The following is a 24,892-nucleotide window of genomic DNA, read 5'->3' on the forward strand; positions in this document are numbered from 1 at the left end:
GTCATGCGCTACTCCTTCGCGACGGTCTCTCGGTCCCGCAGTTCCCGGCGCAGGATCTTCCCCGACGCGGCGCGCGGGACGCCGTCGATGAACTCGACCCGACGGACCTTCCTGTACGGGGCGACGCGCTCGGCGACGAACGCGAGGACGTCGTCCTCCGTGACCGGGTCCGTGCCCGGCTGGCGCACCACGTACGCCTTCGGGATCTCGTTGCCGTCGTCGTCGTGCACGCCGATCACGGCCGCGTCCGCGATCGAGGCGTGGGTGAGAAGCAGCGCCTCCAGTTCGGCGGGGGCGACCTGGAAGCCCTTGTACTTGATGAGCTCCTTGACCCGGTCGACGACGTACAGCCAGCCGTCGTCGTCCACGCGTCCGACGTCGCCGGTGTGCACCCAGCCGTCCGCGTCGATCATCGCGGCGGTGGCGTCGGGCCGGCCCAGGTAGCCCTTCATCACCTGCGGGCCGCGGACGGCGATCTCGCCCTCCTCGCCGGCGCCCAGGTCCCGGCCGGAGCCGTCGAGGTCGAGGATGCGCATCTCGGTGCCGGGCAGCAGCAGTCCGACCGCGCCGGGCGGGGGGTCCTCGATGTCGAGCGGTACGGCATGGGTGCCGGGCGACAGTTCCGTCATCCCGTACGCCTGCCGCACCGGCGGCAGTCCGAGCCGCTGGGAGCACGCCTCGGCGAGCTGCGCGTCGAGGGGCGCGGCGGCGCTGAGTATGTACTCCAGCGAGGAGAGGTCGTAGCCGGCGACGGCGGGGTGCTTGGCCAGGGCGAGGACGATGGGCGGGGCGACGTACAGCCCGTTGATGCGGTGCTCCTGGATCGCGCCGAGGAAGGTGTCCAGCTCGAAGCGGGGCAGCACGACGACCGTGGCGCCCTGTCGCAGCGGGGCGTTCATCAGCGCGGTGAGCCCATAAATATGAAAGAACGGGAGAACGGCCAGGACGCGGTGCCCGACGCCCGCCGGGGCGAGGGGCGCGAGCTGCTCCAGGTTGGTGGCGACGGAGCGGTGGGTGAGCATCACGCCCTTGGGGACGCCGGTGGTGCCGGACGAGTACGGCAGGGCCGCGACGTCCTCCGACGGGTCGATGTCGACAACCGGTTCCGGTGCGGTGGAGCCGAGCATGTCGAGCACGCTGACATGACCCTCGGCCTGGTCGCAGACGAAGATCTCCTCGATTCCGGCGGCGAGTTCGGCCGCCCGGCGGGCCACCTCCAGCAGGGGGGAGACGGTGACGACCCAGCGGGCGGAGGAGTCTCGGAGCTGCTTGGCGAACTCCTCCGCCGTGCACAGCGGGTGGACGGTGGTGACGGTCGCGCCGGCCCGCGTCGCCCCGTAGAACACCGCCGGGTAGGCGATGGTGTTGGGGCTGTGCAGGGCCAGCACGTCGCCCTTGCGCAGGCCGGCCTCGGCGAGCGCGGCGGCGATCCGCCGGTGGAACAGGTCGAGCTGGTGGTACGTGACGGTGGTGCCGTTCACCCCGTCGATCAGGGCGACGGTGTCGCCGTACTCGGCGGCGCGGGCGAGCACGGCCTCGTGGATCGGTTCGACGACGGCCGGGACATCTGCGTATCTGCTGCGGAACACCATGACGGCCCCCTCGGCGTTTGGGTGGAACGGCCAGAATGTCGTCTGTCAGTACGACTTGGGGAGACCCAGGGACTGGTGGGACACGTAGTTCAGGATCATTTCGCAGCTGACCGGGGCGATTCTGGCGACGCGGGCGGCCGCGATGAGCTTCGCGAGTCCGTACTCGCGGGTGAGCCCGTTGCCGCCGAGGGTGTGCACGGCCTGGTCGACGGCCTTGACGCAGGCCTCACCGGCGGCGTACTTGGCCATGTTCGCGGCCTCGCCGGCGCCGGTGTCGTCGCCCGCGTCGTACAGGGCGGCGGCCTTCTGCATCATCAGTTTCGCGAGTTCGAGCTCGATGTGGGCCTGGGCGAGCGGGTGGGCGATGGCCTGGTGGGCGCCGATGGGGGTCTTCCAGACCTGGCGGGTCTTCGCGTACTCGACGGCCTGCGCGAGCGCGTAGCGGCCCATCCCGATGGCGAACGCGGCGGTCATGATCCGCTCGGGGTTGAGCCCGGCGAACAGCTGGAGCAGACCGGCGTCCTCGTCGCCGACGAGCGCGCCGGCCGTAAGCCGCACGTCGTCGAGGACCAGCTCGAACTGCTTCTCCTGCGCCTGGAGTTCCATGTCGATCACGGACCGCTGGAAGCCCTCGGCGTCACGGGGGACGATGAACAGGCAGGGCTTCAGTGTGCCGGTGCGGTCGTCCTCGGTGCGGCCGACGATCAGGGTGGCGTCGGCGATGTCGACGCCGGAGACGAAGACCTTGCGGCCGGTGAGGACCCAGTCGTCGCCGTCGCGGCGGGCGGTGGTGGTGATCCGGTGCGAGTTGGAGCCGGCGTCGGGCTCGGTGATACCGAAGGCCATGGTGAGGCTGCCGTCCGCGAGGCCGGGCAGCCACTGCCGCTTCTGCTCGTCGGTGCCGAAGCGGGCGATGACGGTGGCGCAGATGGCGGGCGACACGATCATCATCAGGAGCGGGCAGCCGGCGGCGCCGGACTCCTCGAGGACGATGGACAGTTCGCTGATGCCGCCGCCTCCGCCGCCGTACTCCTCGGGGAGGTTCACCCCGAGGTAGCCCAGCTTGCCCGCCTCGGCCCACAGGGTGGCCCGGTCGAAGTCCTTGCCGTGCCGGCGGCCCAGCGCGGCGACGGCCTGCCGCAGGTCCGTGTGCTCCTGGCTCTCTATGGCGTTCATGACGCAGTGTCCTCCTGTGCTTCCTCGTTGACGACGGCGAGCAGGGCGCCGACCTCGACCTGGCGGCCGGGGACGGCGTGGAGCGCGGTGAGCGTGCCGGAGGCGGGCGAGAGGATGCGGTGCTCCATCTTCATGGCCTCCAGCCAGACGAGCGGCTGCCCCTGTACGACCCGGACACCCTCGAGGACGCCTTCGCCGACCCGGACGACGGTCCCGGGCATGGGCGCGAGCAGCGAACCGGGCACGGCCCGGTCCTGCGGATCGGTGAAACGGGGCCGGACGGTGAGGGCGTGGGCGCCGGCGGGCGAGTCGACGTACGCGGTGCCGCCGTGGACGGCGACGTCGTAGTCCCGTACGACGCCGTCGGTCTCGAGCGCGACCCGGTCCGGCCGCGCGGACACCACCCGTACGCCGGGCCGGTCGATCAGCTCGAACCCGCCGTCGCGGGTGGGCCGGTAGCGGACCTCGTGGTCGCCGTACGTCTTGAGCTGCGCCTGCGACGCGAGGTTGCGCCAGGCGCCGAGCCGCCGCGGGACACCGGGCGCGCCCCGGCGTGCCACGGCGTCCGCGATCGCCGCGGCGACGGCGGCGTGCGCCTCGCCGGGCGCGGGACGCGTCAGCTCGTCCAGGTTCCGCCCGTAGAACCCGGTGTCGAGCCGCCCGCCGCTGAAGTCGGGATGCTCGAGCGACGCCACGAGCAACTCCCGGTTGGTCCGGGGCCCATGGATCCGCGCGCCGCGCAACGCGCACGCCAGCCTCCGCACGGCCGCCGACCGCGTCGGTGCCCAGACGACCACCTTGGCCACCATGGCGTCGTAGTGCACCCCGACGACGTCCCCGTTCCCGTACCCGGCATCGACCCGCACGCGGGGGGCGTGCGCGGTGGGGGTTGCGTCCGCCGTGCCGGGGAACCTCAGTGTGTGCAGGCGGCCCGTCTGGGGGGACCAGGCCGCGGACGGGTCCTCCGCGTACAGGCGGGCCTCGATCGCGTGGCCCGTCGGGTGCGGGGGGTGCGGCGGGAGCGGGGCGCCCTCGGCGACGGCGAGTTGGAGGGCCACCAGGTCCACGCCGAACACCTCCTCCGTGACCGGGTGTTCGACCTGGAGGCGGGTGTTCATCTCCAGGAAGTGGGCCCGGCCGGCCTCGTCGACGAGGAACTCGACCGTGCCCGCGCCCCGGTAGTCGACGGCGCGCGCGGCGCCGACCGCCAGCGCGTGGAGCGTGTCGGCCAGTTCGGGCGCGAGCCCCGGCGCGGGGGACTCCTCGATCACCTTCTGGTGGCGGCGCTGCAGCGAGCAGTCGCGGGTGCCGAGCGCCCACACCGTGCCGTGCGCGTCGGCCATGATCTGGACCTCGATGTGGCGGCCGTTCTCCACGTACGGCTCGACGAACACCTCGCCGTCGCCGAACGCCGACGCCGCCTCCGAGCTCGCCGCCGCCAGCTCCCCGGGGAGGTCGGCGAGGGATCGGACGACCCGCATTCCCCGGCCGCCGCCGCCCGCCGCCGCCTTCACCAAAACGGGGAGGTCGGCGTCGGTGACCGCCGCGGGGTCCAGGGGCGCGAGGCCCATGAGCTTCTTGGCGCGGGTCTTGGACGCCATCGCCTCGATCGCTTCGGGCGGCGGCCCGATCCACACGAGCCCCGCGTCGGCGACCGCCCGCGCGAAGTCGGCGTTCTCGGAGAGGAATCCGTAGCCGGGGTGCACGGCGTCCGCGCCCGCCGCGAGGGCGGCCTTCACGATCAGGTCGCCCCGCAGATACGTCTCGGCGGGCGCGGCGCCCGGCAGCCGTACGGCCGCGTCCGCCTCCCGTACGTGCAGCGCGCCGGCGTCCGCGTCGGAGTGCACGGCGACCGTGCCGATGCCCAGTTCGCGGCAGGTGCGGAAGACACGGCACGCGATCTCGCCGCGGCCTGCGACAAGGACGGTGGAAATCACAGCGGGGCCCCTCACATTCGGAAGACGCCGAAGCCGCCGCGCGCGCCCTCGACCGGTGCCGTGTGGATCGCTGACAGACACAGACCGAGGACGGTCCGGGTGTCACGGGGGTCGATGATCCCGTCGTCGTAGAGCCGCCCGGACAGGAACATCGGCAGGGACTCGGACTCGATCTGCGCCTCGACCATCGCGCGCAGACCGGCGTCGGCCTCGTCGTCGTACGGCTGCCCCTTGGCGGCGGCCGACGCGCGGGCGACGATCGACAGCACGCCGGCGAGCTGCTGCGGTCCCATGACGGCCGACTTGGCGCTGGGCCAGGCGAACAGGAAGCGGGGGTCGTAGGCCCGGCCGCACATGCCGTAGTGCCCGGCGCCGTACGACGCGCCCATCAGCACCGACAGATGCGGCACTCTGCTGTTCGACACCGCGTTGATCATCATCGCGCCGTGCTTGATGATGCCGCCCTGCTCGTACTCCTTGCCGACCATGTAGCCGGTGGTGTTGTGCAGGAACAGCAGCGGTACGTCGCGCTGGTTGGCGAGCTGGATGAACTGGGCGGCCTTCTGCGACTCGGCGGAGAACAGCACGCCCTGCGCGTTCGCGAGGATGCCGACCGGGTAGCCGTGCAGGGACGCCCAGCCGGTCGTCAGGCTGGCGCCGTACAGCGGCTTGAACTCGTCGAAGTCCGAGCCGTCCACGATCCGCGCGATCACCTCGCGCGGGTCGAACGGGGTCTTCAGGTCCTCGGGCACGATCCCGAGCAGTTCCTCCGCCGCGTACTTGGGCGGCTCGGCCGGCACCGGGTCGGTCTGCGCCTTGCGCCAGTTGAGGCGGGCGACGATCCGCCGGGCCCGGCGCAGCGCGTCGGGCTCGTCGAGCGCGAAGTGGTCGGCGAGACCGGAGGTGCGGGCGTGCATCTCCGCGCCGCCGAGCGACTCGTCGTCGCTCTCCTCGCCGGTCGCCATCTTCACCAGCGGCGGGCCGCCGAGGAAGACCTTCGACCTGTCCTTGATCATGACGGTGTGGTCGGACATGCCGGGCACATACGCGCCGCCGGCCGTCGAGTTGCCGAAGACGACCGCGATCGTGGGGATGCCCGCGGCAGAGAGCCGGGTCAGGTCCCGGAAGAGCGCGCCGCCCGGGATGAAGATCTCCTTCTGGGAGGGCAGGTCCGCGCCGCCGGACTCCACGAGGGAGATCACCGGCAGCCGGTTGGCGTACGCGATCTCGTTGGCCCGCAGCGCCTTCTTCAGGGTCCACGGGTTGGAGGCCCCGCCGCGTACGGTCGGGTCGTTGGCGGTGATCAGGCACTCGACGCCCTCGACGACACCGATGCCGGTCACGATCGACGCGCCGACGGGACAGTCACTGCCCCAGGCGGCGAGCGGGGACAGCTCCAGGAACGGCGTGTCCGGGTCGAGCAGCAGCTCGACGCGTTCCCGGGCGAGCAGTTTGCCGCGCCCCCGGTGCCGGTCGACGTACTTGTCTCCGCCGCCCGCGAGCGCCTTGGCGTGCTCGCCGTCCAGTTCGTCCAGTCTGGCGAGCATCGCGGCCCGGTGGGCGGCGTATTCGGGGCTCGTCACATCGACGGCCGAGCCGAGAACGGTCACAACAATCCCTCCGGGATGTCGACGTGCCGGGCGCGCAGCCACTCGCCCAGCGCCTTGCCCTGCGGGTCGAAACGGGCCTGCGCGGCGACTCCTTCGCCGAGGATTCCGGCCACCGTGAAGTTCAGGGCGCGCAGATTCGGCAGGACGTGCCGTACGACCGTCAGCTCCGCGGTCTCCGGGAGGAGTTCGCGCAGCCGCTCGACGGTCAGTTCGTGGGCGAGCCAGCGCCAGGCCGCGTCGCTGCGGGCCCAGACGCCGATGTTCGCGTCGCCGCCCTTGTCGCCGCTGCGGGCGCCGGCGACGAGGCCGAGGGGCGCGCGCCTCGTCGGGCCGGGCTCCGGCGGCTCGGGCAGCGTGCCCGGTTCGGCGTCCTGAAGGACCCGGGTGCGCCGCGGGTACGGGACGGCGACGCGCTGGCCGCCGGGCAGGACGGCCGTGTGCGGGACGTCGCCGGCGTCGGCGTACGCGGCCTCGAACACCCCGTACGGCGCGCCCTTGCCGGGCGGGGCGGTGACGTGGAAGCCGGGGTAGCTGCCGAGGGCCAGCTCGATCGCGGCGCTGCTGACGGCCCTGCCGACCTTGCCGGAGTCCGGGTCGCGCACGACGAGCCGCAGCAGGGCGGCGGCCCGTTCCTCGGTGTCGGCGTCCTCGTGGTCCGTGCGGGCGAGTTCCCAGCGGACCTCGGCGGGCCGCTGCCGGGCGAGCGCGTCCTCGACCTGTTCGCGCACAAGCCGGGCCTTGGCCCCGATGCCGAGCCCGGTCAGCACGAACACGACCTCGTTGCGCCAGCCGCCGAGCCTGCACAGGCCGACCTTGAGCGTGGGCGGCGGCGCCTCGCCGCGCACCCCGGAGATCCTGACGCGGTCGGGGCCGTCCGGGGCGAGGCGTACGGTGTCGAGCCGGGCGGTCACGTCGGGCCCGGCGTACCGGGCACCGCCCGTCTCGTACAGCAACTGGGCGGTGACGGTGCCGATGTCGACGAAGCCGCCGGTGCCGTCGTGCTTGGTGACGACCGAGGTGCCGTCGGAGTGGATCTCGGCGACGGGGAAACCGGGCCGGCGCACGTCGCGGCCGGGTTCGTCGAAGAACGCGTAGTTGCCGCCGGTGGCCTGGGCGCCGCATTCGAGGACGTGCCCGGCGACGACGGCGCCCGCGAGCTCGTCGTACGCCTCCGGACCCCAGCCGAAGTGCCAGGCCGCCGCCCCGCTGACGAGGGCCGCGTCGGTGACGCGCCCGGTGACGACGACGTCCGCGCCCGCGCCGAGGCAGGCGGTGATCCCGGCGCCGCCGAGGTAGGCGTTGGCGGTCAGCGCGCCGGGGTAGCGGGCGGTGAGGTCGTCGCCCTCGACATGTGCGACGCGGACGGGGACGGCGACGCGGTCGGCCAGTTCCCTTACGGCGTCGGCGAGTCCGGCGGGGTTGAGGCCGCCGGCGTTGGCGACGATGCGGACACCGCGGTCGCGGGCGAGCCCGAGGGTGTCCTCGAGTTGGCGCAGGAACGTCTTGGCGTAGCCGAGGCCTGGGTTCTTCAGCCGGTCGCGGCCGAGGATGAGCATGGTGAGTTCGGCGAGATAGTCCCCGGTGACCACGTCCAGCGGCCCTCCGGTCAGCATCTCCCGCATGGCGCCGAACCGGTCCCCGTAGAACCCGGACACGTTCCCGACGCGCAGGGGGGCGGTGGCGTTGGGGGCGTGGGGAGCGTACGGGTCGGGTGCGGGCGCGCCTTCCGCGGCCGCGGCCGCGTCGCGGGACGGGCCGGTCACGACCGGTCCCTGTCGGGGAGGGGCGCACCGGTGCCGGCGGGGGCATCCGGGGACGCGGCGCCCGCCGACGACGCGGCCCCGCCCGCCTCGCGGCCGTTGCCCGGCGGCCCCGCGAACGCCTGGGCGATGTTCAGCCACTGGTCGGCGTCCGCGCCCTCGGCCCGCAGGGCCAGGTCGGCGCGGTGGGCGCGCTGGGTGACGAGCAGGGCGAAGTCGAGGGCGGGCCCGGTGACGCGCTGGGCGGCGTCCTCGGGGCCGTAGGTCCACACCTCGCCGTCCGGCCCGGTGAGTTCGACGCGGAACGGCTCGGCGGGCGGCGTCAGGCCGTTCACCCCGTACGCGAAGTCCCGGGTGCGGAAGCCTATCCGGGCGATCTGGGCGAGCCGGGCGGTGGGCGTGCGGACGGTGCCGAGCGCGTCGGCGACGTCCTGGCCGTGGGCCCAGGTCTCCATCAGCCGCGCGGTCGCCATCGACGCGGTGCTCATCGGCGGGCCGAACCACGGGAACCGGCTGCCGGGCGGGGCCTCGCGCAGCGCTCGCAGCAGCCGTTCGCGGCCCTCGCGCCAGCGGGCGAGCAGTTCGGCGGGCGGCAGCGCGGCACCCTCGGCCGCGCCGTCGTCGACGAAGGAGTACGGCGCGGCGAGCGCCTTCTCCGCCTCGGCGCTGAAGCCCGCGGGGTCCGTGACGGCGACGAGTGCGACCGCGTCGGTCCAGGCGAGGTGGGCGATCTGGTGGGCGACGGTCCAGCCCTCGGCCGGTGTCGCGGCCGCCCATTGCCCGGGGGTCAGCTCACTGACGAGGTGGTCGAGGTCGTGGCTTTCGCTGCGCAAGTCGTCGAGTACGACGGCCGGGTCGGACACGGGACGCTCCCCCTGTGGCACGGCGGTGTGTGCCCCGGAGCATGGCAGCCCCCCAAGAAACAAGCAAGCATGCTTGCTTTGATTTACCGGGGCCGGAAACTATTGATCACGCTTCTGCACAGGTCAAGCCGCATCCGGCCGCAGAATTGATTCTCTTTGAACCGCACGAGTGGTTCCCCCCGAGGGCTGTTGCGGCGCCCCCGGCCCCCACCGCACCGTTGAGGAGCGCCCCCACTCCCCCGCTCCGGGCGGACGGCTCACGTCCGCCCGGTCAACTGCTCGCCCCGCACCCCGGCGGCCACCTCACCCGGGTACGGGCCGCTTCGCCGCCTGTGTGCGCACCGCCCCCATGCTCGCCACGACGACCAGCAGGATCGCCAGCCCCTCGGACGGCGAGAGCGCCTGGTGCAGCACCAGGAATCCGGCGGCCGCGGCGATCGCCGGTTCCAGGCTCATCAGCACCGCGAACGTCGCCGCGGGCAGCCTGCGCAGCGCCAGCAGCTCCAGGGTGTACGGCAGCACCGACGACATCAGCGCCACCGCGAGCCCCAGCCCCAGCGTCGACGGCACGATCAGCCGCGACCCGGCCTCCACCAGCCCGAAGGGCAGACTCAGCAGCGCGCCGAAGCCCATCGCCAGCGCCAGCCCGTCCGCCTGCGGAAAACGCCGCCCGGTGCGGGCGCTGAAGATGATGTACGCCGCCCACATCCCGCCGGCGGCCACGGCGAACGCGGCGCCGACCGGGTCCAGCCGCTCGAAGCCGCCCCCGCTGAGCAGCACGACGCCGCCGAGCGCGAGCCCCGCCCACAGCAGGTTCACCAGCCGCCGGGAGGCGATCACGGACAGGGCGAGGGGGCCGAGCACCTCGAGGGTGACGGCCGCGCCGAGCGGGATACGGTCCACCGCCTGGTAGAAGAGCATGTTCATACCGCCCATGACGGCGCCGAACGTGACCACGGTGGCCCAGTCCGCACGGGAGTGGCCGCGCAGCCGCGGCCGGCAGATCGCGAACAGCACGAGGGCCGCCAGCACCAGCCGCAGCGTGACGACGCCGAGCGCTCCGGCCCGCGGCATCAGCAGCACGGCGACGGCCGCCCCGAACTGCACGGACAGTCCGCCCGCGACGACGAGGGCGACCGGCCCGAGCGAGCGCCGTACGCCGGAGGGCGGTCCGGTCCCGTCCCCGGGCGCACGGGCCGCCGCACCCGCCGCCTCCGGCAGCACGACCGCCGCGGCACCGGCCTGCGCACCGCCGCCGGTGCCCGCGCCCGCGGACTGCGCGTCCTCCACCCCAGCCTCCCTGAACCGCTCGTCACCCCGGCCGTCACCGGTCCCTGCGCCCGACCGTCACCGGCGGGCCCGTCGTCCTCCCCACGCTACGGACCGGAACGATGCGCGTGAAATGCGATTCTCGCTGCGGTTATGCTCCGGACGTATGAGCATCGAGCTGCGTCATCTCCGCTGTTTCCTCGCCATCGCGGAGGAGTCGAGCGTGACCCGGGCCGCGGCCCGCCTCGGCCTCACCCAACCCAGCGTCTCCCGCGCGCTCGCCGCCCTCGAACAGCACCTCGCCGTCCGGCTGGTGGATCGCTCGACGCACCATCTCGAACTCACCGCGGAGGGCCGGGCCTTCCGCGACCGGGCCGCCGTCGCCGTCACCGCCTTCGACGAAGCACTGGACACGGGACGGCTTCCGCACCGGCCGCTGCGGCTCGGTCACGCCTGGTCGGCCCTCGGCCCGTACACGACGCCGCTGCTGCGCCGCTGGCGTACCGAGCACCCGGACACGGCGCTCGAACTGCTGAGGATCGACGACCGCACGGCGGGGCTCGCCCGCGGCGAGGTCGACGCCGCCGTGCTGCGCGGCCCCGTGAACATCGCCGGGGTGGCCACCGAGCTGCTGTTCACGGAGCCCCGCGTCGCGGCTGTCCCGTCGGACGACCCGCTGGCCGCCCGCGCCTCACTGACCCTGGCGGACCTCGCGGCCGGCCCGGTCGTCCTGAACACCGTCTCCGGCCTGACCACCCTGGACCTGTGGCCCGCGGACATCCGGCCCACGGCCACCGTCACCGTCGCCAACACGGACGACTGGCTGACGGCGATCGCCGCCGGCCGCGGCGTGGGCGCGTCGGTCGCCTCCACCGCCCAGATGCACGCGCACCGCGGCGTCACCTACCGCCCGCTGTCAGACGCCCCGCGCGTCCCCGTCCACCTCGCCTGGCGCAGCTCGTCCCCGCACCCGGCGGTCCGTCACCTGGTGGCGCTGGCCCGCTCGGTGGCCGCGTCCGGCTGAGCCCTCCGGTCACGGCGCCGAGCGGCCGCGGCCACCAGGCGCCGCCAGACGATACGGGCGCCCCGTACCGCCACGATCAGCAGCAGTACCGCGGCGACGCAGAGCGACGCGCCGAACGCGCCGGCGGAGCTGCCCCGCAGCAGGGAGACGACGAACGAGCCGAGGCCCTTGTCCGCCGCCGCGTCCACCGGGTCCACCGCGATCGCGGACACCAGCAACTGGGCCACGAGGGCGGCGGCGAGGAGCACCGTGCCCGCCCGTGCCAGCAGACTCACGATGTCGGTCCGCCCGACGATCCCCCGCATGGCATCCGCCCTTCCCGCGTGGTCGGCGCCCATCCTGCCGGACGCCGTGTGTCACCCGCCGTGCAGGCCCCCCGAGCCTCCCGCCCCGCCTTCCGCCGAGCCCCCCGAGCCCTCGGCCCCGACTTCCGCCGGGCGCCCCTCCCCGAGCGCCTGCGCCAGCACTTCCGCCAGGTGCCGGGCCCGGCGGCCGGCGAGCTGGTCGAGCTGGGTGCGGCAGGAGAAGCCGTCCGCCAGGAGTTCGGCGCCGGCGGCGGCCGTGCGTACGGCGGGCAGCAGTTCGTCCTCCGCGCAGGCCACCGACACCTCGTAGTGGCCGCGTTCGAACCCGAAGTTGCCCGCGAGGCCGCAGCAGCCGCCGCTCAGCTCGCCCGTCAGACCCGCCCGCTCCCGCAGCCGGCGTTCCGCCCCGTCGCCGAGCACGGCGTGCTGGTGGCAGTGGGTCTGGCCCGCCACCGGCCGGTCGATCCGCGGCGGCCGCCAGTCGGGCGCGCACTCCTCCAGCGTCTGCGCGAAGGTCCGCACGGACGCCGCGAGCCGGTGCGCCCTCGGGTCGTCGCCCAGCAGCTCGGGCAGGTCGGTCCGGAGGGTGGCGGCGCAGCTGGGTTCCAGTACGGCGACGGGCACGCCGAGTTCGAGCAGCGGCTCGACGACGTCGAGCGTGCGCCGCATGACCTTGCGCGCCAGGCCGAGCTGGCCCGTCGAGACGTAGGTGAGCCCGCAGCAGACCCGCCCCGGCGGCACGGCGATCCCAACGCCCGCCGCCTCCATGACCCGTACGGCCGCCCGGCCGACGGACGGCGTGAGGTGGTCGGTGAACGTGTCGGGCCACAGCACGGCGCTGCGGCCGCTCTCCAGCACCTGCGCCCGGCCGCCCAGGTGCCCGCGCAGCCAGCGGCGGAACGTCTCGGGCGCCAGCCGGGGCAGGTCCCGCTGCGGCGCGATGCCGCCGGACCGCTTGGCGAGCGCGGCCAGCGGCCGCACCCGGGCGAGGGCGTTGACGGCCCCCGCCCAGGGCGCGGCGGCGCGCAGCCACTGCGGGAGGCGTCCCATGGCGTAGTGGGCGGCGGGCCGGCGCCGGCCGGCGTAGTGGTGGTTCCTGCACCACCACTACGCCGGCCGGCGTAGTGGTGGTGCAGGAACTCGGCCTTGTACGTGGCCATGTCGACGCCGACGGGGCAGTCGCGCCGGCACCCCTTGCAGGACAGGCACAGGTCGAGTGCGTCGCGCACCTCGGCCGAGCGCCAGCCGTCGGTGACGATCTCGCCGGCCAGCATCTCGTGCAGCAGCCGCGCCCGGCCGCGGGTGGAGTGCTGCTCCTCGCCGGTCGCCCGGTACGACGGGCACATCACGCCGCCGCCCGCCACGGCGCTCTCGGTACGGCACTTGGCGACGCCCACACAGCGGCGCACGGCGCCGGCGAAGTCGCCGCCGTCGTGCGGGTAGCCGAAGGCGACGTCCACGGGCTCGGCGGGCAGTACGGCAAAGCGCAGATTCGCGTCCAGCGGGTCCGGGCGGACCAGCATCCCCGGGTTCATGCCGCCCGCCGGGTCCCACAGGTCCTTGAAGCGGCTGAAAAGGGCGACCAGTTCGTCCCCGTACATCTTCGGCAGCAGTTCGGCGCGGGCCTGCCCGTCGCCGTGCTCGCCGGACAGCGAGCCGCCGTGCGCGACGACGAGCGAGGCGACCTGCTCGGAGAACGCGCGGAAGCGGCGGACGCCGTCCGGTGTCAGCAGGTCGAAGTCGATGCGGACATGGATGCAGCCGTCCCCGAAGTGCCCGTACGGGGTGCCCCGCAGCCCGTGCTCGGCGAGCAGGGCACGGAAGTCGCGCAGATAGCCGCCGAGGCGGGCGGGCGGCACGGCGCAGTCCTCCCAGCCGGGCCAGGCCTCGCCGCCGTCGGGCGTCCGGGTCGCGGTGCCGGAGGCGTCCTCCCGGATCCGCCACAGGGCCCGTACGGCGGCCGGGTCGCCGACGACCGTGCCGTCCAGGGCGTCGGCCGCCCGTACGATCCGCCGCGCCCGGTCCGTGGCCTCCGCGGCAGTGGCGCCGCCGGTCTCGACGAACAGCCAGGCCCGGCCGCGCGGCAGGCCGTGTCCGGCGGGCACCAGGTCCTCCGCCATGCCCTCGACGGTCAGCGGGCCGAGCGGCAGCAGTCCGGCGGCGGCCTCGGCGGCGGCGCTCTCGTCGGCGTAGCCGAGGACGGCGAGCGCCCGGGCGGCCGGCGCGTCCACGAGCCGTACGGTCGCCTCCGTCAGGACGGCGAGCGTGCCCTCGCTGCCGCAGAAGGCGCGGGCGAGGTCGGCGCCCTTCTCCGGCAGCAGGGCGTCCAGCGCGTAGCCCGAGATACGGCGCGGCAGGCCGTCGGGGTAGCCGGTGCGCAGCAGGGCGAGGTGGCGTTCGACGAGGTCGGCCAGGCCGGGCGGGCCGCCGCCGGGCTCCAGGCCCCGGGCGAGCCGGTGGCGGACGCCCGCGTAGGTGACCACCGACAGGTCGCGGACGTTGTCGGCCGTCGTCCCCCAGGCGACCGAGTGGGAGCCGCACGCGTTGTTGCCGATCATCCCGCCGAGGGTGCAGCGGCTGTGCGTCGACGGGTCGGGGCCGAAGACCATGCCGTGGCCGCGTACGGCCCGCTGGAGCCGGTCCAGTACGACGCCGGGCTGCACGCGCGCGGTCCGGGCGTCCGGGTCGACGTCGAGGACCCGGTTCATGTGGCGGGTGAAGTCCAGGACGACGCCGGTGCCGGTGGCCTGCCCGGCGATGGAGGTGCCGCCGCCGCGCGGCACGACCGGGACGCCGTGCCGCCGGCACACGTCGAGGGCCGCGGCGACGTCGTCGGCGTCGCGGGGGGCGACGACGCCGACCGGGACGCGCCGGTAGTTGGAGGCGTCCATGGTCGTCAGGGCCCGGGCGGCGGCCGAGAAGTCGACGTCACCGCCGACGGCGGCCTTGAGCGCGCGGGCCAGTTCGCTCGTATCCCTGGTGTGTTCAACCATGCGACCCAGGATGACGGCTGCACCGGTCCCCGCACCGGCAGGAAACGTGCCACTCGCACACATTGTGTGCGCGGCCCGGGCCCCCGTGTCGGGAGAGAAGCGCCACGGCCATCCCCAACTGATCGTCAGCCCTCCTATAGTGTCGACGACTTCGCCGAAGAACGGCGGCTCCAGTTGCGCCCCCCGTCACCCCGGAAGGCACCACTCGATGACCGGCACCGCCAAGAACCGATGACCCGCGCCACTCCCCGGGCGACCCCCGGAAAAGGCGTGGCCGAGTCCCGTCCGGCCGCCGCCGGCGCGCTGAAGATCGCCGTCGTCGGCGGTTTCGGCGCCGGCCGGTCCACGATGGTGCGCTCCGTCAGCGAGATACGTCCGCTGCACACGGACGAGGCCATGAGCGCGGACTCCCTGGTGGACGACGCCTGCGCGCGGGTCCCCGCCAAGACGGCGACCACGGTCGCCCTCGACTTCGGCCGCATCACGATCGATGAACAGCGGGTGCTGTATCTCTTCGGGACACCGGGACAGGAACGTTTCCGCTTTCTGTGGGACCGCCTGCTCTCCGGCACCACCGGCGCGGTCGTCCTCGTCGACACCCGCGCGGTCGCCGACGCCTGGTACGCGATCGACCGGCTCCAGCGGCGCGGCACGCCGTTCATCGTCGCCGTCAACGACTTCGGCGGCCCGTTCCGCTCCGCGGACGAGATCCGCGACGCGCTGGGCCTGTCGCCGGGCGTGCCGCTGGTCGAGTTCGACGCGAGGGACCACTCGTCCAGCAAGTTCGTACTGATCGCGCTGGTGGACCATCTGGGCACGCTGGGGCCGGTCCACGGCTCCTGACCAGCGGGGCGTGCCTGCCGTGCGCGGCGCCGCCGTCGGGACCACGACGCCGTCTCAGCCGCCGGACCGTGTCCCCGTCCGGCGGCCGGGGCGGTATACGCTCCGGAACGTGGCTGATATCCAGATTCCCGCTGACATCAAGCCCGCCGACGGCCGTTTCGGCGCGGGCCCCTCCAAGGTGCGTACGGAGGCGCTCGACGCGCTGGCCGCCACCGGCACCTCTCTCCTCGGTACGTCGCACCGCCAGGCCCCGGTCAAGAACCTGGTCGGCGAGGTCCGCGACGGCGTGCGCGAGCTGTTCTCCCTCCCCGAGGGCTACGAGGTGATCCTGGGCAACGGCGGCTCCACCGCCTTCTGGGACGTGGCGACGCACGGCCTGATCGAGAACAAGTCCCAGCACCTGTCGTTCGGCGAGTTCTCCTCCAAGTTCGCCAAGGCCGCCAAGCAGGCGCCGTGGCTGGCCGAGCCGACCGTCGTCTCCTCGGACCCGGGCACCCACCCGGACCCGCGGGCGGAGGTGGGCGTCGACGTCTACGCCTTCACCCACAACGAGACCTCCACCGGCGTCGCCGCCCCGATCCAGCGGGTCGACGGCGCGGACGACGGCGCGCTGGTCCTGGTGGACGCCACCTCCGGCGCGGGCGGCCTGCCGGTCGACATCACGCAGACGGACGTCTACTACTTCGCCCCGCAGAAGTCCTTCGCCTCCGACGGCGGCCTGTGGATCGGCGTGTTCTCCCCCGCCGCCCTGGAGCGCGCCGCGCGCGTCCACGGCTCGGGCCGTCACGTCCCGGAGTTCTTCTCCCTCCCGACGGCGATCGACAACTCGCTGAAGAACCAGACGTACAACACCCCGGCGCTGGCGACCCTCTTCCTGCTGAACGACCAGCTGAAGTGGATCAACGGCCAGGGCGGCCTGGACTGGTCCGTGCGCCGCACCGCCACCTCCTCGCGCACCCTGTACGGCTGGGCGGAGGCGTCCAAGTACGCGACCCCGTTCGTCGTCGACCCGGCGAAGCGCTCGCAGGTCATCGGCACGATCGACTTCGCCGACGAGATCGACGCCGCGGCGGTCGCCAAGGCGCTGCGCGCCAACGGCATCGTCGACACCGAGCCGTACCGCAAGCTGGGCCGCAACCAGCTCCGCGTGGCGATGTTCCCGGCGATCGACCCGTCGGACGTCGAGGCCCTGACGGCCTGCGTCGACTACGTGATCGAGAAGCTGTGACCGCGAGCTCGTAAGCGGACATGCGGGGCGCCGACCGAAGGGTCGGCGCCCCGCACGCATGATCGCTCGACGGTGTGACGATCCGCCTTACGGACGCCTGGGTACCCGGCGTCCTACGATGATGTTCTCGACACCAGCCACCAGGAGGCCCGCATGTCTGCCGCAGCAGTCGAGCACCCCTGTGACGGCGAGCCGCCGACGCTGCTCGAAGAGGCCAACCGCCTCATGGAGCAGCTTCCCGGCCACCGCGTCGAGATCATCGGAGGCATCCTCACCGCGACCCCGCCCCCGGACCTGCCGCACGCCGATGTACTTACCGACCTCGTTCTGCGCATGGCCGCAGCAGGTCTTCACGGACCGGCGACAGAGACCAAGGTCCTGCAGGGAGTCGGGGTGTGGCTACCGGGCGGACCCGAGGACTACGCGATTCCCGACCTGGCGGTGACGGATGCCGACGCAGGCGAGCACCTGGTCGAGAACAACTGCTACGACCCCGTGGTGTTCCGCATGGTTCTGGAGGTCACGTCCAGCAACTACAACCAGGACTTGCGAACGAAGGTCGCCGCATACGCCGACGCCGACATTCCGGTCTACGTGATCGTCAATCGGCACCACATGCGCGTGCACGTACTGACCAAGCCCGTGGCCAGCGATTACGCCCGCCACGAGATCTACGCCGCCGGCCAACAGCTCACCCTCCCCGAGTCCCTCGGCGCCGTGGTCACTTTGGACGCCGCCGAGTTGCTGAGGACCGGCAAGCCCAACGCCTGACCGGTCTGTCAGCGGCTGAGCCGCTGGAACCGGCGGACCGCCAGGGGTGCGAAGACCGCCGTGACGACGAGCGGCCACACGACCGCCATCAGCAGTGAGTGCTCCTGGATCCAGCTGCCGTCGCTCGCCACCGGGTTGCCGAACAGCTCGCGGGCCGCCGCGGCCGTCGAGGAGATCGGGTTCCATGCGGCGATCGTGCCGAGCCAGTCCGGCATGGTCGACGGCGGCACGAAGACGCTGGAGATCATGGTGAGCGGGAAGGCCACCGCGTAGAGGCCGCCGGCCGCCTCCGTGCTGGGGACGAGCAGGCCGAGCAGGATGCCGACCCAGATCAGGCAGAACCGCAGAAGCAGCAGCAGTCCGAACGCGGCCGCCGACGCGGCGATCCCGGTGTCCGTGCGCCAGCCCATCGCGAAGGCGGTCGCGGCCAGGATCGTCAGCTCGGCGCAGGCGATGATCAGGTCGTTGACCCCGCGTCCGGTGACGACGGCCGAGGGTGCCATCGGCATCGAGCGGAAGCGGTCGATGACGCCCTTGGAGGCGTCGGTGACCACGGCCATCGCCGTGTTCATGAAACCGAAGGCCATCGTCATGGCGAACATGCCCGGCATCAGGAAGTCCCGGACGCTGCCGCCTTCGGGTGACTTCATCGCGCCGCCGAAGACGTATCCGTAGAGCAGTACGGAGAGGATCGGGAAGCCGAGCTGCCAGGCGATCAGGACCGGCTGGCGCTGGTAGTGGGTCAGGCCCCGCCGGACCACGTTCCAGCAGTCGGCCACCGCCCAGTAGGCGCGGCCGTGCCGGTCGTCCGGGCTCAGGTCCGTCGCGGGCGCCGTCGCGACGGTCCCGGCCGGCGCGTCCTTGACATCCGTCGTGCTCATGCCGCTTCCTCCGTCGTCCGTGTGCCGTGTCCGGTCAGGCGCAGGAACACGTCGTCCAGGCTCGGCCTGCGCAGTCCGATGTCCTCCACGGCGATCCCGGCGTCCTGGAGGTTGCACGCCACCTCGGTGAGCGCCGCCACCCGGTCGGTCACCGGCGCGTGGACCCGGCGTTCGAGGGCGTCGGTCGCCGGGTCGGTGCCGGCGACCGACGCCACGGTCCCGGCGATGGCCGGCAGGTCGGCGGCCTCGCGGGCGACGACCTCGATACGGTCGCCGCCGACCCGGTTCTTCAGCCCGTCGGGGGTGTCGTCGGCGATGGCGCGGCCCTGGTCGATGACGGTGATGCGGGAGGCGAGCCGGTCGGCCTCCTCCAGGTACTGGGTGGTGAGCAGCACGGTCGTGCCGCCCGCGACGAGCCGGCGCACCGCCTCCCACACCTCGCCGCGCGATCGCGGGTCGAGTCCGGTCGTCGGCTCGTCGAGGAACAGCACGTCGGGCGCGAGGATCATCGACGCGGCGAGGTCGAGCCGGCGCCGCATACCGCCGCTGTACTTGCCGGCGCCCTGGTCGCCCGCCTCCACCAGGTCGAACTGCTCCAGCAGTTCACCGGCCCGCTGCGCCGCGCGCCGGCCGCCGAGGTGGAAGAGGCGGCCGAACATCTCCAGGTTCTGCCGCCCGGTGAGCACCTCGTCGACCGCGGCGTACTGGCCGGTGAGGCCGATCCGGCGGCGCACCTGCCGCGGAGCGCGCCGGACGTCGACCCCGGCTACCCGCGCCCGGCCGCCGTCGAACCGCAGCAGGGTCGCGAGGACCCGTACGGCGGTGGTCTTCCCTGCACCGTTCGGCCCGAGGAGGCCGTGCACGGTTCCTCTCTCCACGGCCAGGTCGAAACCGGCGAGGGCGCGTTTGTCCCCGTACCGCTTCTCGAGCCCTTCGGCCATCACTGCGTATGCGTCCACGTCCGCCCCTTCACACCGCGACCCCTGTCACGACAACCGAGTACACCGTACCCAGATAAGGGTACACCGTACTCAGTTTCCAGGTGCGGGATTAAGGTGAAGCCATGACGACGACGGAGACGAGTGGCAGCGGCGACATCCGGCGCAGCCTCGAGCTGCTCTGGGGCACCGGTGAACGGCCCTCGCGCGGCCCCCGGCCGGGGCTCACCCTCGACCGGATCGTCACCGCCGCCGTGGAGATCGCCGACGCGGAGGGCCTCGCCGCGGTGTCGATGCGCCGCCTCTCCACCGAGCTCGGCACCGGCACGATGTCCCTCTACCGGTACGTCCCCGGCAAGAGCGAACTGCTCGACCTGATGCTCGACCGGATCACCGGCGAACTGCTCGGCGGCCAGGAGCCCGCTCCCGAGGGCGCCGACTGGCGCGACGGGGTCCGGAAGATGGCCGGCGCGCATCTCGCGCTGCACCGCGCGCACCCGTGGCTGCTGAAGGTCAACCAGTCCCGCACGGTCCTCGGCCCCGGCGCCGTACGCGGCCTGGAGCTGTCACTGACCGACCTGCACGGCATGGGCCTGCGCGACCCCGAACTGATCTCGGTGATCATCGCCGTGCAGAGCTTCGTCTCCGGCATCGCCCGTATGGAACTGGAGGCCGCGGAGGCCGCGAAGCAGACCGGGCAGAGCGACGCCGAGTTCTGGCGGAGCCAGGAGCCCTTCCTGGAACGGGCGATGGCGACGGGCGACTACCCGCGGCTCGCGACCCTGTCGGAGGACGCGTTCGGCTCGGACTTCGACCACTTCGCCTTCGGTCTCGACCGTCTGATCGACGGCTTCGAGAAGCTGGTACGCGAACGGGCCGCGGACGCGCCGTAGTCGACGCCTGCGGGGCGAACCGGACGCCCCTCAGTTACGGCGCCTGCGCAGCGCCAGCACCAACAGCCCGGCGCCGCCCAGGATCAGCAGCCCGTACCTGGTGGCGCCGCCCTTCCCGTCGCCCCCGGCAGCCTCTCCCTCGCCCGAACCGCCGGGCTTCGCGCCCTCCTCGGCCCCGCCGCCCCCGCCCCCGCCGCCGCTCTCGACCGCCACCGGCTCGACGGGGCTGCGCTCCCCCTCCGTACCGAACAGCAGCGTCGTGCCGTCCAGCGTGTACGTCACCGACTCCGACTGCCCCTGGATCGGGCCGCGCACCCGGTGGTCGGCGCCGAGGCGGCCGTCCTCCCAGGCGTACCCGCGGGCGCTGAAGTACGAGCGAAGTACGAGCTGCTTGCCGTCCGGCGAGAACGCGCCGTCGGTCACCCACGGCACCTCCCCGATCCGCCGGAAGACGTTGGTCTGCCCGGTCTTCAATGTGGCCGGGCCTTCGTAGAGGCCGCCGCCGTCCTCGTTCTTCGACGCGATGTAGACGCGCCCGGTCTTCGGATGCACCATCAGCGCCTCGGCGTTGCGCGCCCCGTCGGCGTACTTCACGTCGAACTGCGTGGCGTCCACGGTCTGGTCGCGCAGTTGCTTCGGCTCGGGGAAGCGGTAGATCCAGACGTGGTCCCAGCTGCCGTCGAGGTTGTCGCCGATGTCGCCGACGTAGACGGCGCCGTCGGGCCCCACGGAGACCGCCTCCATGTCCCTGGGCTGCCCGACGCCCCGCAGGATGATCGTCGCCACCGTCTCGCCCGTCTTCGAGTCGACGGCGAAGATCCGCGGCTGGTCCTGGTCGTTGTGCGTCCAGTAGATCCCCGGGTGCGCCCGGCTCGCGGCGAGACCGGAGGACTCGGTGATCCGCGGGTCCTTGATCGTGAAGCCGGAGTGCTCTTCGGCGGCCGCGGGCACGGCGGCGGCCAGCACGAGGACGGCCGCGAGGCCGGTGACGTACGGAAGCGAACGCATGCCCCAAGCCTGCCACCTCCGGCGACCGGCCTTTACGGGAGTGCCCTGGGTGGCCGGCCCCTACGGGCGCTCTGCGGTGACCAGCCAGGCGACGCTGCGGAGCCGGACCGCGCCGTCCCGCTCGTACCCGCGCAGGATGTCCGCCAGCGCGCGCCGGGCCCGCTCGCCCGTCGCCTCGTCGACCTGGCCCAGCAGGTGGCGGCCGGGACCGGTCCCCATGAGGAACGCGGTGGCGTCCTCCGCGTCCCGCCCCCACCTGCCGTACGCCTCCGCCCGCTCGATCCCGATGCCGGTGAACCCGCCCGCCGTCAGGACCTCGCGGACCCGGTCCGGGTCGGCCAGGGAGAACATGCCGGGGCCGTCGGCGGCGCCGAAGCCGCCCAGCGGGAGCAGGTCGCGCAGGCCGGACAGCGCCTGGATCCACTCGTTGCCCCCGCCGTCCGCCGCGACGACGAACGCCGCCCGGCCGCCGGGGCGCAGCCCGCCGGCGATGTTGGCGAACGCGGCCTCCGGGTCGCCGAAGAACATCACGCCGAAGCGGCTGAGCACGACGTCGAAGCCGCGCCCCGCCAGCGGGTGGACCTGGGCGTCGCCGTGCTCGAAGGTCACGTTTCCGACGCCCTCGGCGTGCGCGGTCGCACGGGCGCGTTCGAGCATCGGGCGGGACAGGTCCACGCCGGTGGCGCGGCCGTCCGGTGCGCGGCGGGCGGCGAGCCGGGTGGTGGCGCCGGCGCCGCAGCCGATGTCGAGGACCGCGTCCGCGGGCCGGATGGCGGCGGCGGTGAGGAGGGCGTCGTTGAAGCCCTCGTTGATGGCGTCCCAGCGGTCCTGGTTACGGGCCCAGTGGGTGCCCTCGTAGCCGTTCCACGCCTGCTCCTGCTCGGTGTTCACAATGTGGGCCATGGCGGTGCCTCCGGACGCGACGGATAGAATGGGCGTACGCCCAAACAGTATGGGCGTTTGCCCATACTGTCCACCGCGACACAGCCCGTCCCGTATCCCAGCAGCCCGGAAGGTCCCGAATGTCACCCCGTGGAGTAGCCGTCCCTGATGCCCGCGAGCGCCTCTTCGCGGCGGCCGAACGAGTCGTGGCCCGCGGCGGTCCCGGTGCCGTGACCAGCAGGGCGGTCACCGACGAGGCGGACTGCTCGAAGGGCCTGCTGCACGCCCACTTCCCGGGCGGGCTGGACGAGTTCGTCGCGGAACTGGTCCTGGACCGGTTCGCCCGCACGGCCGCGCTCGCGGCGGAGCTCCCCGGCCGGGCGGGCCGGGACACGGTCACCGGCAACCTGATGGCCGTCGCCTCCGTCCTGCTCGACTCCACCGGCCCGGCCGTCTCCGCCCTGGCCCTCACCCGGCCCGGCGCCGCGCTCCGCTTCCGCGACGCGATGGTCGCCGGAGCGCCGGGGTTCGCCGCCGTGCAGGAGTCGGTCGTCGGCTATCTGCGCGCCGAGCAGGACACCGGCCGGGTCGCCGACGACCTGGACGCGGAGGCCGTCGCCCTCGCGCTCGTCGGCACGGTCCACCATCTGCTGATGACGACGTGGTCCTCGGCGGCACCCGATCCGCGCGAGCAGGTCCGGCGGCTGATCCCGGCACTGACCGGTACCGACGGGTCCTGACCTGCCCACCGCCCTGCCCGCACTCAGTGGCCGGACTCACATCGCCGACAGGTGCCGGGTTACCAGCGGGTTCGGTCATGATTGCGGCCATGCGCTTTCTGTTCGTCGGCGATTCCATGACCATCGGGAGCGCCGGCGAACACAGCTGGCGCTACCGCATGTGGCAGCACCTCGTCTCCACCGGCGTGCCCTTCGAGATCGTCGGCCCGCGCCGCGCGCTGTACGACATCGCCGCGAACGCCCCCGTGTCCCACGCCTACGCCGACCCGGACTTCCCGGCGGACGCCCGCCGGCACCTCGCCGGCTGGGGCGAGGGCTGGCTGCACATGGCGCCCGTGATCCGCGAGACGGTCGCCGCGGAACGGGCCGACGTCCTGCTGGTCTCGCTCGGGCTGATAGACCTCGGCTTCTACACGAACAGCGACCAGACCGCGGCGAACGCCCGCACCTTCATCACCGAGGCCCGCCACGCCAACCCGCACGTCCGGATGGTCCTGCTCCCGGTCATCCCGAACATCCGCGCCGAGTCCGACGCGCCGTTCGCCGCCGAGTGCGACCGCTTCAACGTGCTCCTCGCCAAGACGGTCGCCGACCTGGACACCCCCACGTCCCCGATCCTGCTCGCCTCGCACCCGCCGTCGTACGACATCCACGCCGACACCTACGACGGCACCCACCCCGGCCCGACGGGCGAGACGAAACTGGCGGCCGCCTTCGCGACGGCGATGCACCAGGCGTGGGGGCTGGGCGGGGCGTACGCCGCCGCCTGACGGACCCGGCGCCACCTGACGGACCGGCGCCACGTGACGGACGGGGGTCCGTCCTTACCGTCCCGGGCCTGTGCTTACTGCCCGGCACCACCCGACCGCCCGGAGCGTCGGCGGAATTCCCGGTGCGCGCACCACGCCCCGCCTGCGACCCTTTCCTCATGGCCACGTTCGAAGAACTCCTCGCCGAGGGCGAAGCCGTCCCCACCGAGGGCTGGGACTTCTCCTGGTTCGCCGGCCGCGCCACCGAGCAGCGCCCGTCCTGGGGTTACGCGAAGCTGCTCGCCGAGCGCATGGCGAAGGCGGAGGCCGCGCTGGACATCCAGACCGGTGGCGGCGAGGTCCTCGCCTCGATCCCGGCCGCGCCGCCCGTCCTCGCGGCGACGGAGTCCTGGCCGCCGAACCTGGAGATCGCCCGCCGCAACCTGGCCAAGTTCGGCGCGACGGTCGTCGGCGTCGCCGACGACGCCGATCTGCCGTTCCCCTCCGCCCATTTCGACCTGGTCGTGAGCCGTCACCCGGTCACCACCCGCTGGGACGAGATCCGCCGCGTACTGCGCCCGGAGGGCACGTACTTCTCACAGGCCGTGGGAGACGGCTCGGTCCGCGAACTGACCGACTACCTGATGGGCCCCCAGCCCGTCGACCCGTCCCGCAGCCCCACGACGACCGTCGCGGACGCGGAGGCGGCCGGCCTGGAGGTCACCGAACTGCGCCAGGAGGCGCTGCGGATGGAGTTCCACGACATCGCGGCGGTCGTCCACTTCCTCCGCAAGGTGATCTGGATCGTCCCCGGCTTCACGGTCACCGCCTACCGCGACCGCCTGGCGTCCCTCCACGACTTCATCGACCGCCACGGCCCCTTCGTGGCCCACTCCAACCGCCTCCTGATCGAGGCCCGCCGGGTGTGAGGCGCCGGACCGGCTGAAACCCGGCGTTCCGCGTCGGGTCAGGCGCCCCACAGCCAGGAGCCGCGGGCGGCCGATGCGACGAGTTCGCCCAGGACGAAGGCGACCGGGACCGGGACCAGCAGGAGGACGCCGGCGCGGACCAGGGACGGGGCGGCGATCGAGGCGACGTCGTGGGGAGATGTCGTCGTGAGGAAGTCGCGCCAGCGCAGGATGTCCCCCAGGCTGCAGGCCCAGAAGAACAGCCCGGTCAACAGGCAGACCGCGCCGGTCACCAGCCCCAGAAAGGTGGTCGCTTCCAGGAGGTCGACACGGTCGTCGTGCTCCTGGAAGACGAACGCGGCGACGGCCACGCAGACCGCCGCCCCCGCGCCGTACGCCGCCCCGCGCGCCACGACTCCGCCCAGCCGCAGCCGCGGCTCGAGTACGCCGTCCTTGCCTCTGCTCACCCTGCCCATGGCCACCCCCCGTGTCACCGACGAACGGTAGCAACGCGGCCCGCGG

General features: G+C 73.3%; 21 protein-coding genes and 1 pseudogene. 8 read left to right on the top strand and 14 right to left on the bottom strand.

What is annotated here, in order from left to right:
• Positions 1-8 precede the first annotated feature (8 nt).
• From ACWD01_RS19390 to ACWD01_RS19420, 7 genes are all read right to left on the bottom strand, one after another.
• Positions 9-1,592, bottom strand: coding sequence for a 4-coumarate--CoA ligase family protein (locus tag ACWD01_RS19390; protein ID WP_451163359.1), 1,584 nt, complete (start codon positions 1,590-1,592; stop codon positions 9-11).
• A 45-nt stretch (positions 1,593-1,637) separates the two neighbouring features.
• Positions 1,638-2,768, bottom strand: coding sequence for an acyl-CoA dehydrogenase family protein (locus ACWD01_RS19395; RefSeq protein WP_451163361.1), 1,131 nt, complete (start codon positions 2,766-2,768; stop codon positions 1,638-1,640).
• Positions 2,765-4,705 (bottom strand): acetyl/propionyl/methylcrotonyl-CoA carboxylase subunit alpha, encoded by a 1,941-nt coding sequence (locus ACWD01_RS19400; protein ID WP_451163363.1) that lies wholly within the window; start codon positions 4,703-4,705, stop codon positions 2,765-2,767. Before ACWD01_RS19400 ends, ACWD01_RS19395 begins: the two co-directional genes overlap by 4 nt.
• 11 nt (positions 4,706-4,716) lie before the next feature.
• Positions 4,717-6,315 carry an acyl-CoA carboxylase subunit beta gene (locus ACWD01_RS19405; protein ID WP_451163365.1) on the bottom strand — a complete coding sequence of 533 codons (1,599 nt, stop codon included), beginning with the start codon at positions 6,313-6,315 and terminating at the stop codon, positions 4,717-4,719.
• Positions 6,312-7,985, bottom strand: a complete 1,674-nt coding sequence (locus ACWD01_RS19410) for an acyclic terpene utilization AtuA family protein (protein ID WP_451163491.1) — start codon at positions 7,983-7,985, stop codon at positions 6,312-6,314. The genes ACWD01_RS19405 and ACWD01_RS19410 overlap by 4 nt, the downstream gene beginning before the upstream one ends.
• Before the next feature lie 89 nt (positions 7,986-8,074).
• The gene (locus ACWD01_RS19415) at positions 8,075-8,938 is read right to left on the bottom strand and encodes a TIGR03084 family metal-binding protein (protein WP_451163367.1); all 864 of its coding nucleotides are present in this window, start codon (positions 8,936-8,938) and stop codon (positions 8,075-8,077) included.
• Between the two features lie 303 nt (positions 8,939-9,241).
• Positions 9,242-10,228, bottom strand: a complete 987-nt coding sequence (locus tag ACWD01_RS19420; RefSeq protein WP_451163369.1) for an EamA family transporter — start codon at positions 10,226-10,228, stop codon at positions 9,242-9,244.
• 145 nt (positions 10,229-10,373) lie between these two features.
• Here ACWD01_RS19420 and ACWD01_RS19425 point away from each other — a divergent pair, with 145 nt between their 5' ends.
• Positions 10,374-11,231, top strand: a complete 858-nt coding sequence (locus tag ACWD01_RS19425; RefSeq protein WP_451163371.1) for a LysR family transcriptional regulator — start codon at positions 10,374-10,376, stop codon at positions 11,229-11,231.
• Here ACWD01_RS19425 and ACWD01_RS19430 read toward each other — a convergent pair.
• Positions 11,189-11,536: a hypothetical protein gene (locus ACWD01_RS19430; RefSeq protein WP_451163373.1), complete on the bottom strand. Its 348-nt coding sequence runs from the start codon at positions 11,534-11,536 to the stop codon at positions 11,189-11,191. The two genes, ACWD01_RS19425 and ACWD01_RS19430, sit on opposite strands and share 43 nt — an antisense overlap.
• A gap of 51 nt (positions 11,537-11,587) precedes the next feature.
• A pseudogene (locus ACWD01_RS19435) lies at positions 11,588-14,529 on the bottom strand (FAD-binding and (Fe-S)-binding domain-containing protein).
• 231 nt (positions 14,530-14,760) lie between these two features.
• Between ACWD01_RS19435 and ACWD01_RS19440 the strand changes: the two are divergent.
• The 3 genes from ACWD01_RS19440 (at position 14,761) to ACWD01_RS19450 (ending at position 17,371) form a co-directional block, all read left to right on the top strand.
• On the top strand, positions 14,761-15,372 hold the full coding sequence (locus ACWD01_RS19440) for a GTP-binding protein (RefSeq protein ID WP_451163375.1): 612 nt from the start codon (positions 14,761-14,763) through the stop codon (positions 15,370-15,372).
• Positions 15,373-15,481: 109 nt separating this feature from the next.
• Positions 15,482-16,600 carry a phosphoserine transaminase gene (gene serC / locus ACWD01_RS19445; RefSeq protein WP_451163377.1) on the top strand — a complete coding sequence of 373 codons (1,119 nt, stop codon included), beginning with the start codon at positions 15,482-15,484 and terminating at the stop codon, positions 16,598-16,600.
• Between the two features lie 153 nt (positions 16,601-16,753).
• The gene (locus tag ACWD01_RS19450; RefSeq protein ID WP_451163379.1) at positions 16,754-17,371 is read left to right on the top strand and encodes a Uma2 family endonuclease; all 618 of its coding nucleotides are present in this window, start codon (positions 16,754-16,756) and stop codon (positions 17,369-17,371) included.
• A gap of 8 nt (positions 17,372-17,379) precedes the next feature.
• Here ACWD01_RS19450 and ACWD01_RS19455 read toward each other — a convergent pair whose 3' ends face one another.
• Together ACWD01_RS19455 and ACWD01_RS19460 are read right to left on the bottom strand one after the other, a co-directional pair.
• Positions 17,380-18,252, bottom strand: coding sequence for an ABC transporter permease (locus tag ACWD01_RS19455; RefSeq protein WP_451163381.1), 873 nt, complete (start codon positions 18,250-18,252; stop codon positions 17,380-17,382).
• Positions 18,249-19,193: an ATP-binding cassette domain-containing protein gene (locus tag ACWD01_RS19460; RefSeq protein WP_451163493.1), complete on the bottom strand. Its 945-nt coding sequence runs from the start codon at positions 19,191-19,193 to the stop codon at positions 18,249-18,251. The genes ACWD01_RS19455 and ACWD01_RS19460 overlap by 4 nt, the downstream gene beginning before the upstream one ends.
• A gap of 122 nt (positions 19,194-19,315) precedes the next feature.
• Here ACWD01_RS19460 and ACWD01_RS19465 point away from each other — a divergent pair, with 122 nt between their 5' ends.
• Complete coding sequence (locus ACWD01_RS19465; RefSeq protein ID WP_451163383.1) at positions 19,316-20,083, top strand: TetR/AcrR family transcriptional regulator; 768 nt, start codon at positions 19,316-19,318, stop codon at positions 20,081-20,083.
• A 30-nt stretch (positions 20,084-20,113) separates the two neighbouring features.
• Here ACWD01_RS19465 and ACWD01_RS19470 read toward each other — a convergent pair whose 3' ends face one another.
• Positions 20,114-21,091 (bottom strand): WD40 repeat domain-containing protein, encoded by a 978-nt coding sequence (locus ACWD01_RS19470; protein ID WP_451163385.1) that lies wholly within the window; start codon positions 21,089-21,091, stop codon positions 20,114-20,116.
• Between the two features lie 60 nt (positions 21,092-21,151).
• Positions 21,152-21,994 (bottom strand): class I SAM-dependent methyltransferase, encoded by an 843-nt coding sequence (locus ACWD01_RS19475; RefSeq protein ID WP_451163387.1) that lies wholly within the window; start codon positions 21,992-21,994, stop codon positions 21,152-21,154.
• 119 nt (positions 21,995-22,113) lie between these two features.
• Between ACWD01_RS19475 and ACWD01_RS19480 the strand changes: the two genes are divergently transcribed.
• The 3 genes from ACWD01_RS19480 (at position 22,114) to ACWD01_RS19490 (ending at position 24,391) form a co-directional block, all read left to right on the top strand.
• Positions 22,114-22,713 (top strand): TetR family transcriptional regulator, encoded by a 600-nt coding sequence (locus ACWD01_RS19480; RefSeq protein WP_451163389.1) that lies wholly within the window; start codon positions 22,114-22,116, stop codon positions 22,711-22,713.
• Between the two features lie 89 nt (positions 22,714-22,802).
• Entirely contained in the window at positions 22,803-23,483 is a 681-nt protein-coding gene (locus ACWD01_RS19485; protein WP_451163391.1) for a GDSL-type esterase/lipase family protein, read from the top strand.
• Between the two features lie 158 nt (positions 23,484-23,641).
• A complete protein-coding gene (locus tag ACWD01_RS19490; RefSeq protein ID WP_451163393.1) occupies positions 23,642-24,391 on the top strand; it encodes a class I SAM-dependent methyltransferase in 750 nt (249 codons plus the stop codon).
• A gap of 38 nt (positions 24,392-24,429) precedes the next feature.
• Here ACWD01_RS19490 and ACWD01_RS19495 read toward each other — a convergent pair whose 3' ends face one another.
• Complete coding sequence (locus ACWD01_RS19495; RefSeq protein WP_451163395.1) at positions 24,430-24,864, bottom strand: DUF6336 family protein; 435 nt, start codon at positions 24,862-24,864, stop codon at positions 24,430-24,432.
• Positions 24,865-24,892 lie beyond the last annotated feature (28 nt).

Source organism: Streptomyces sp. NPDC002835 (genome assembly GCF_053591995.1).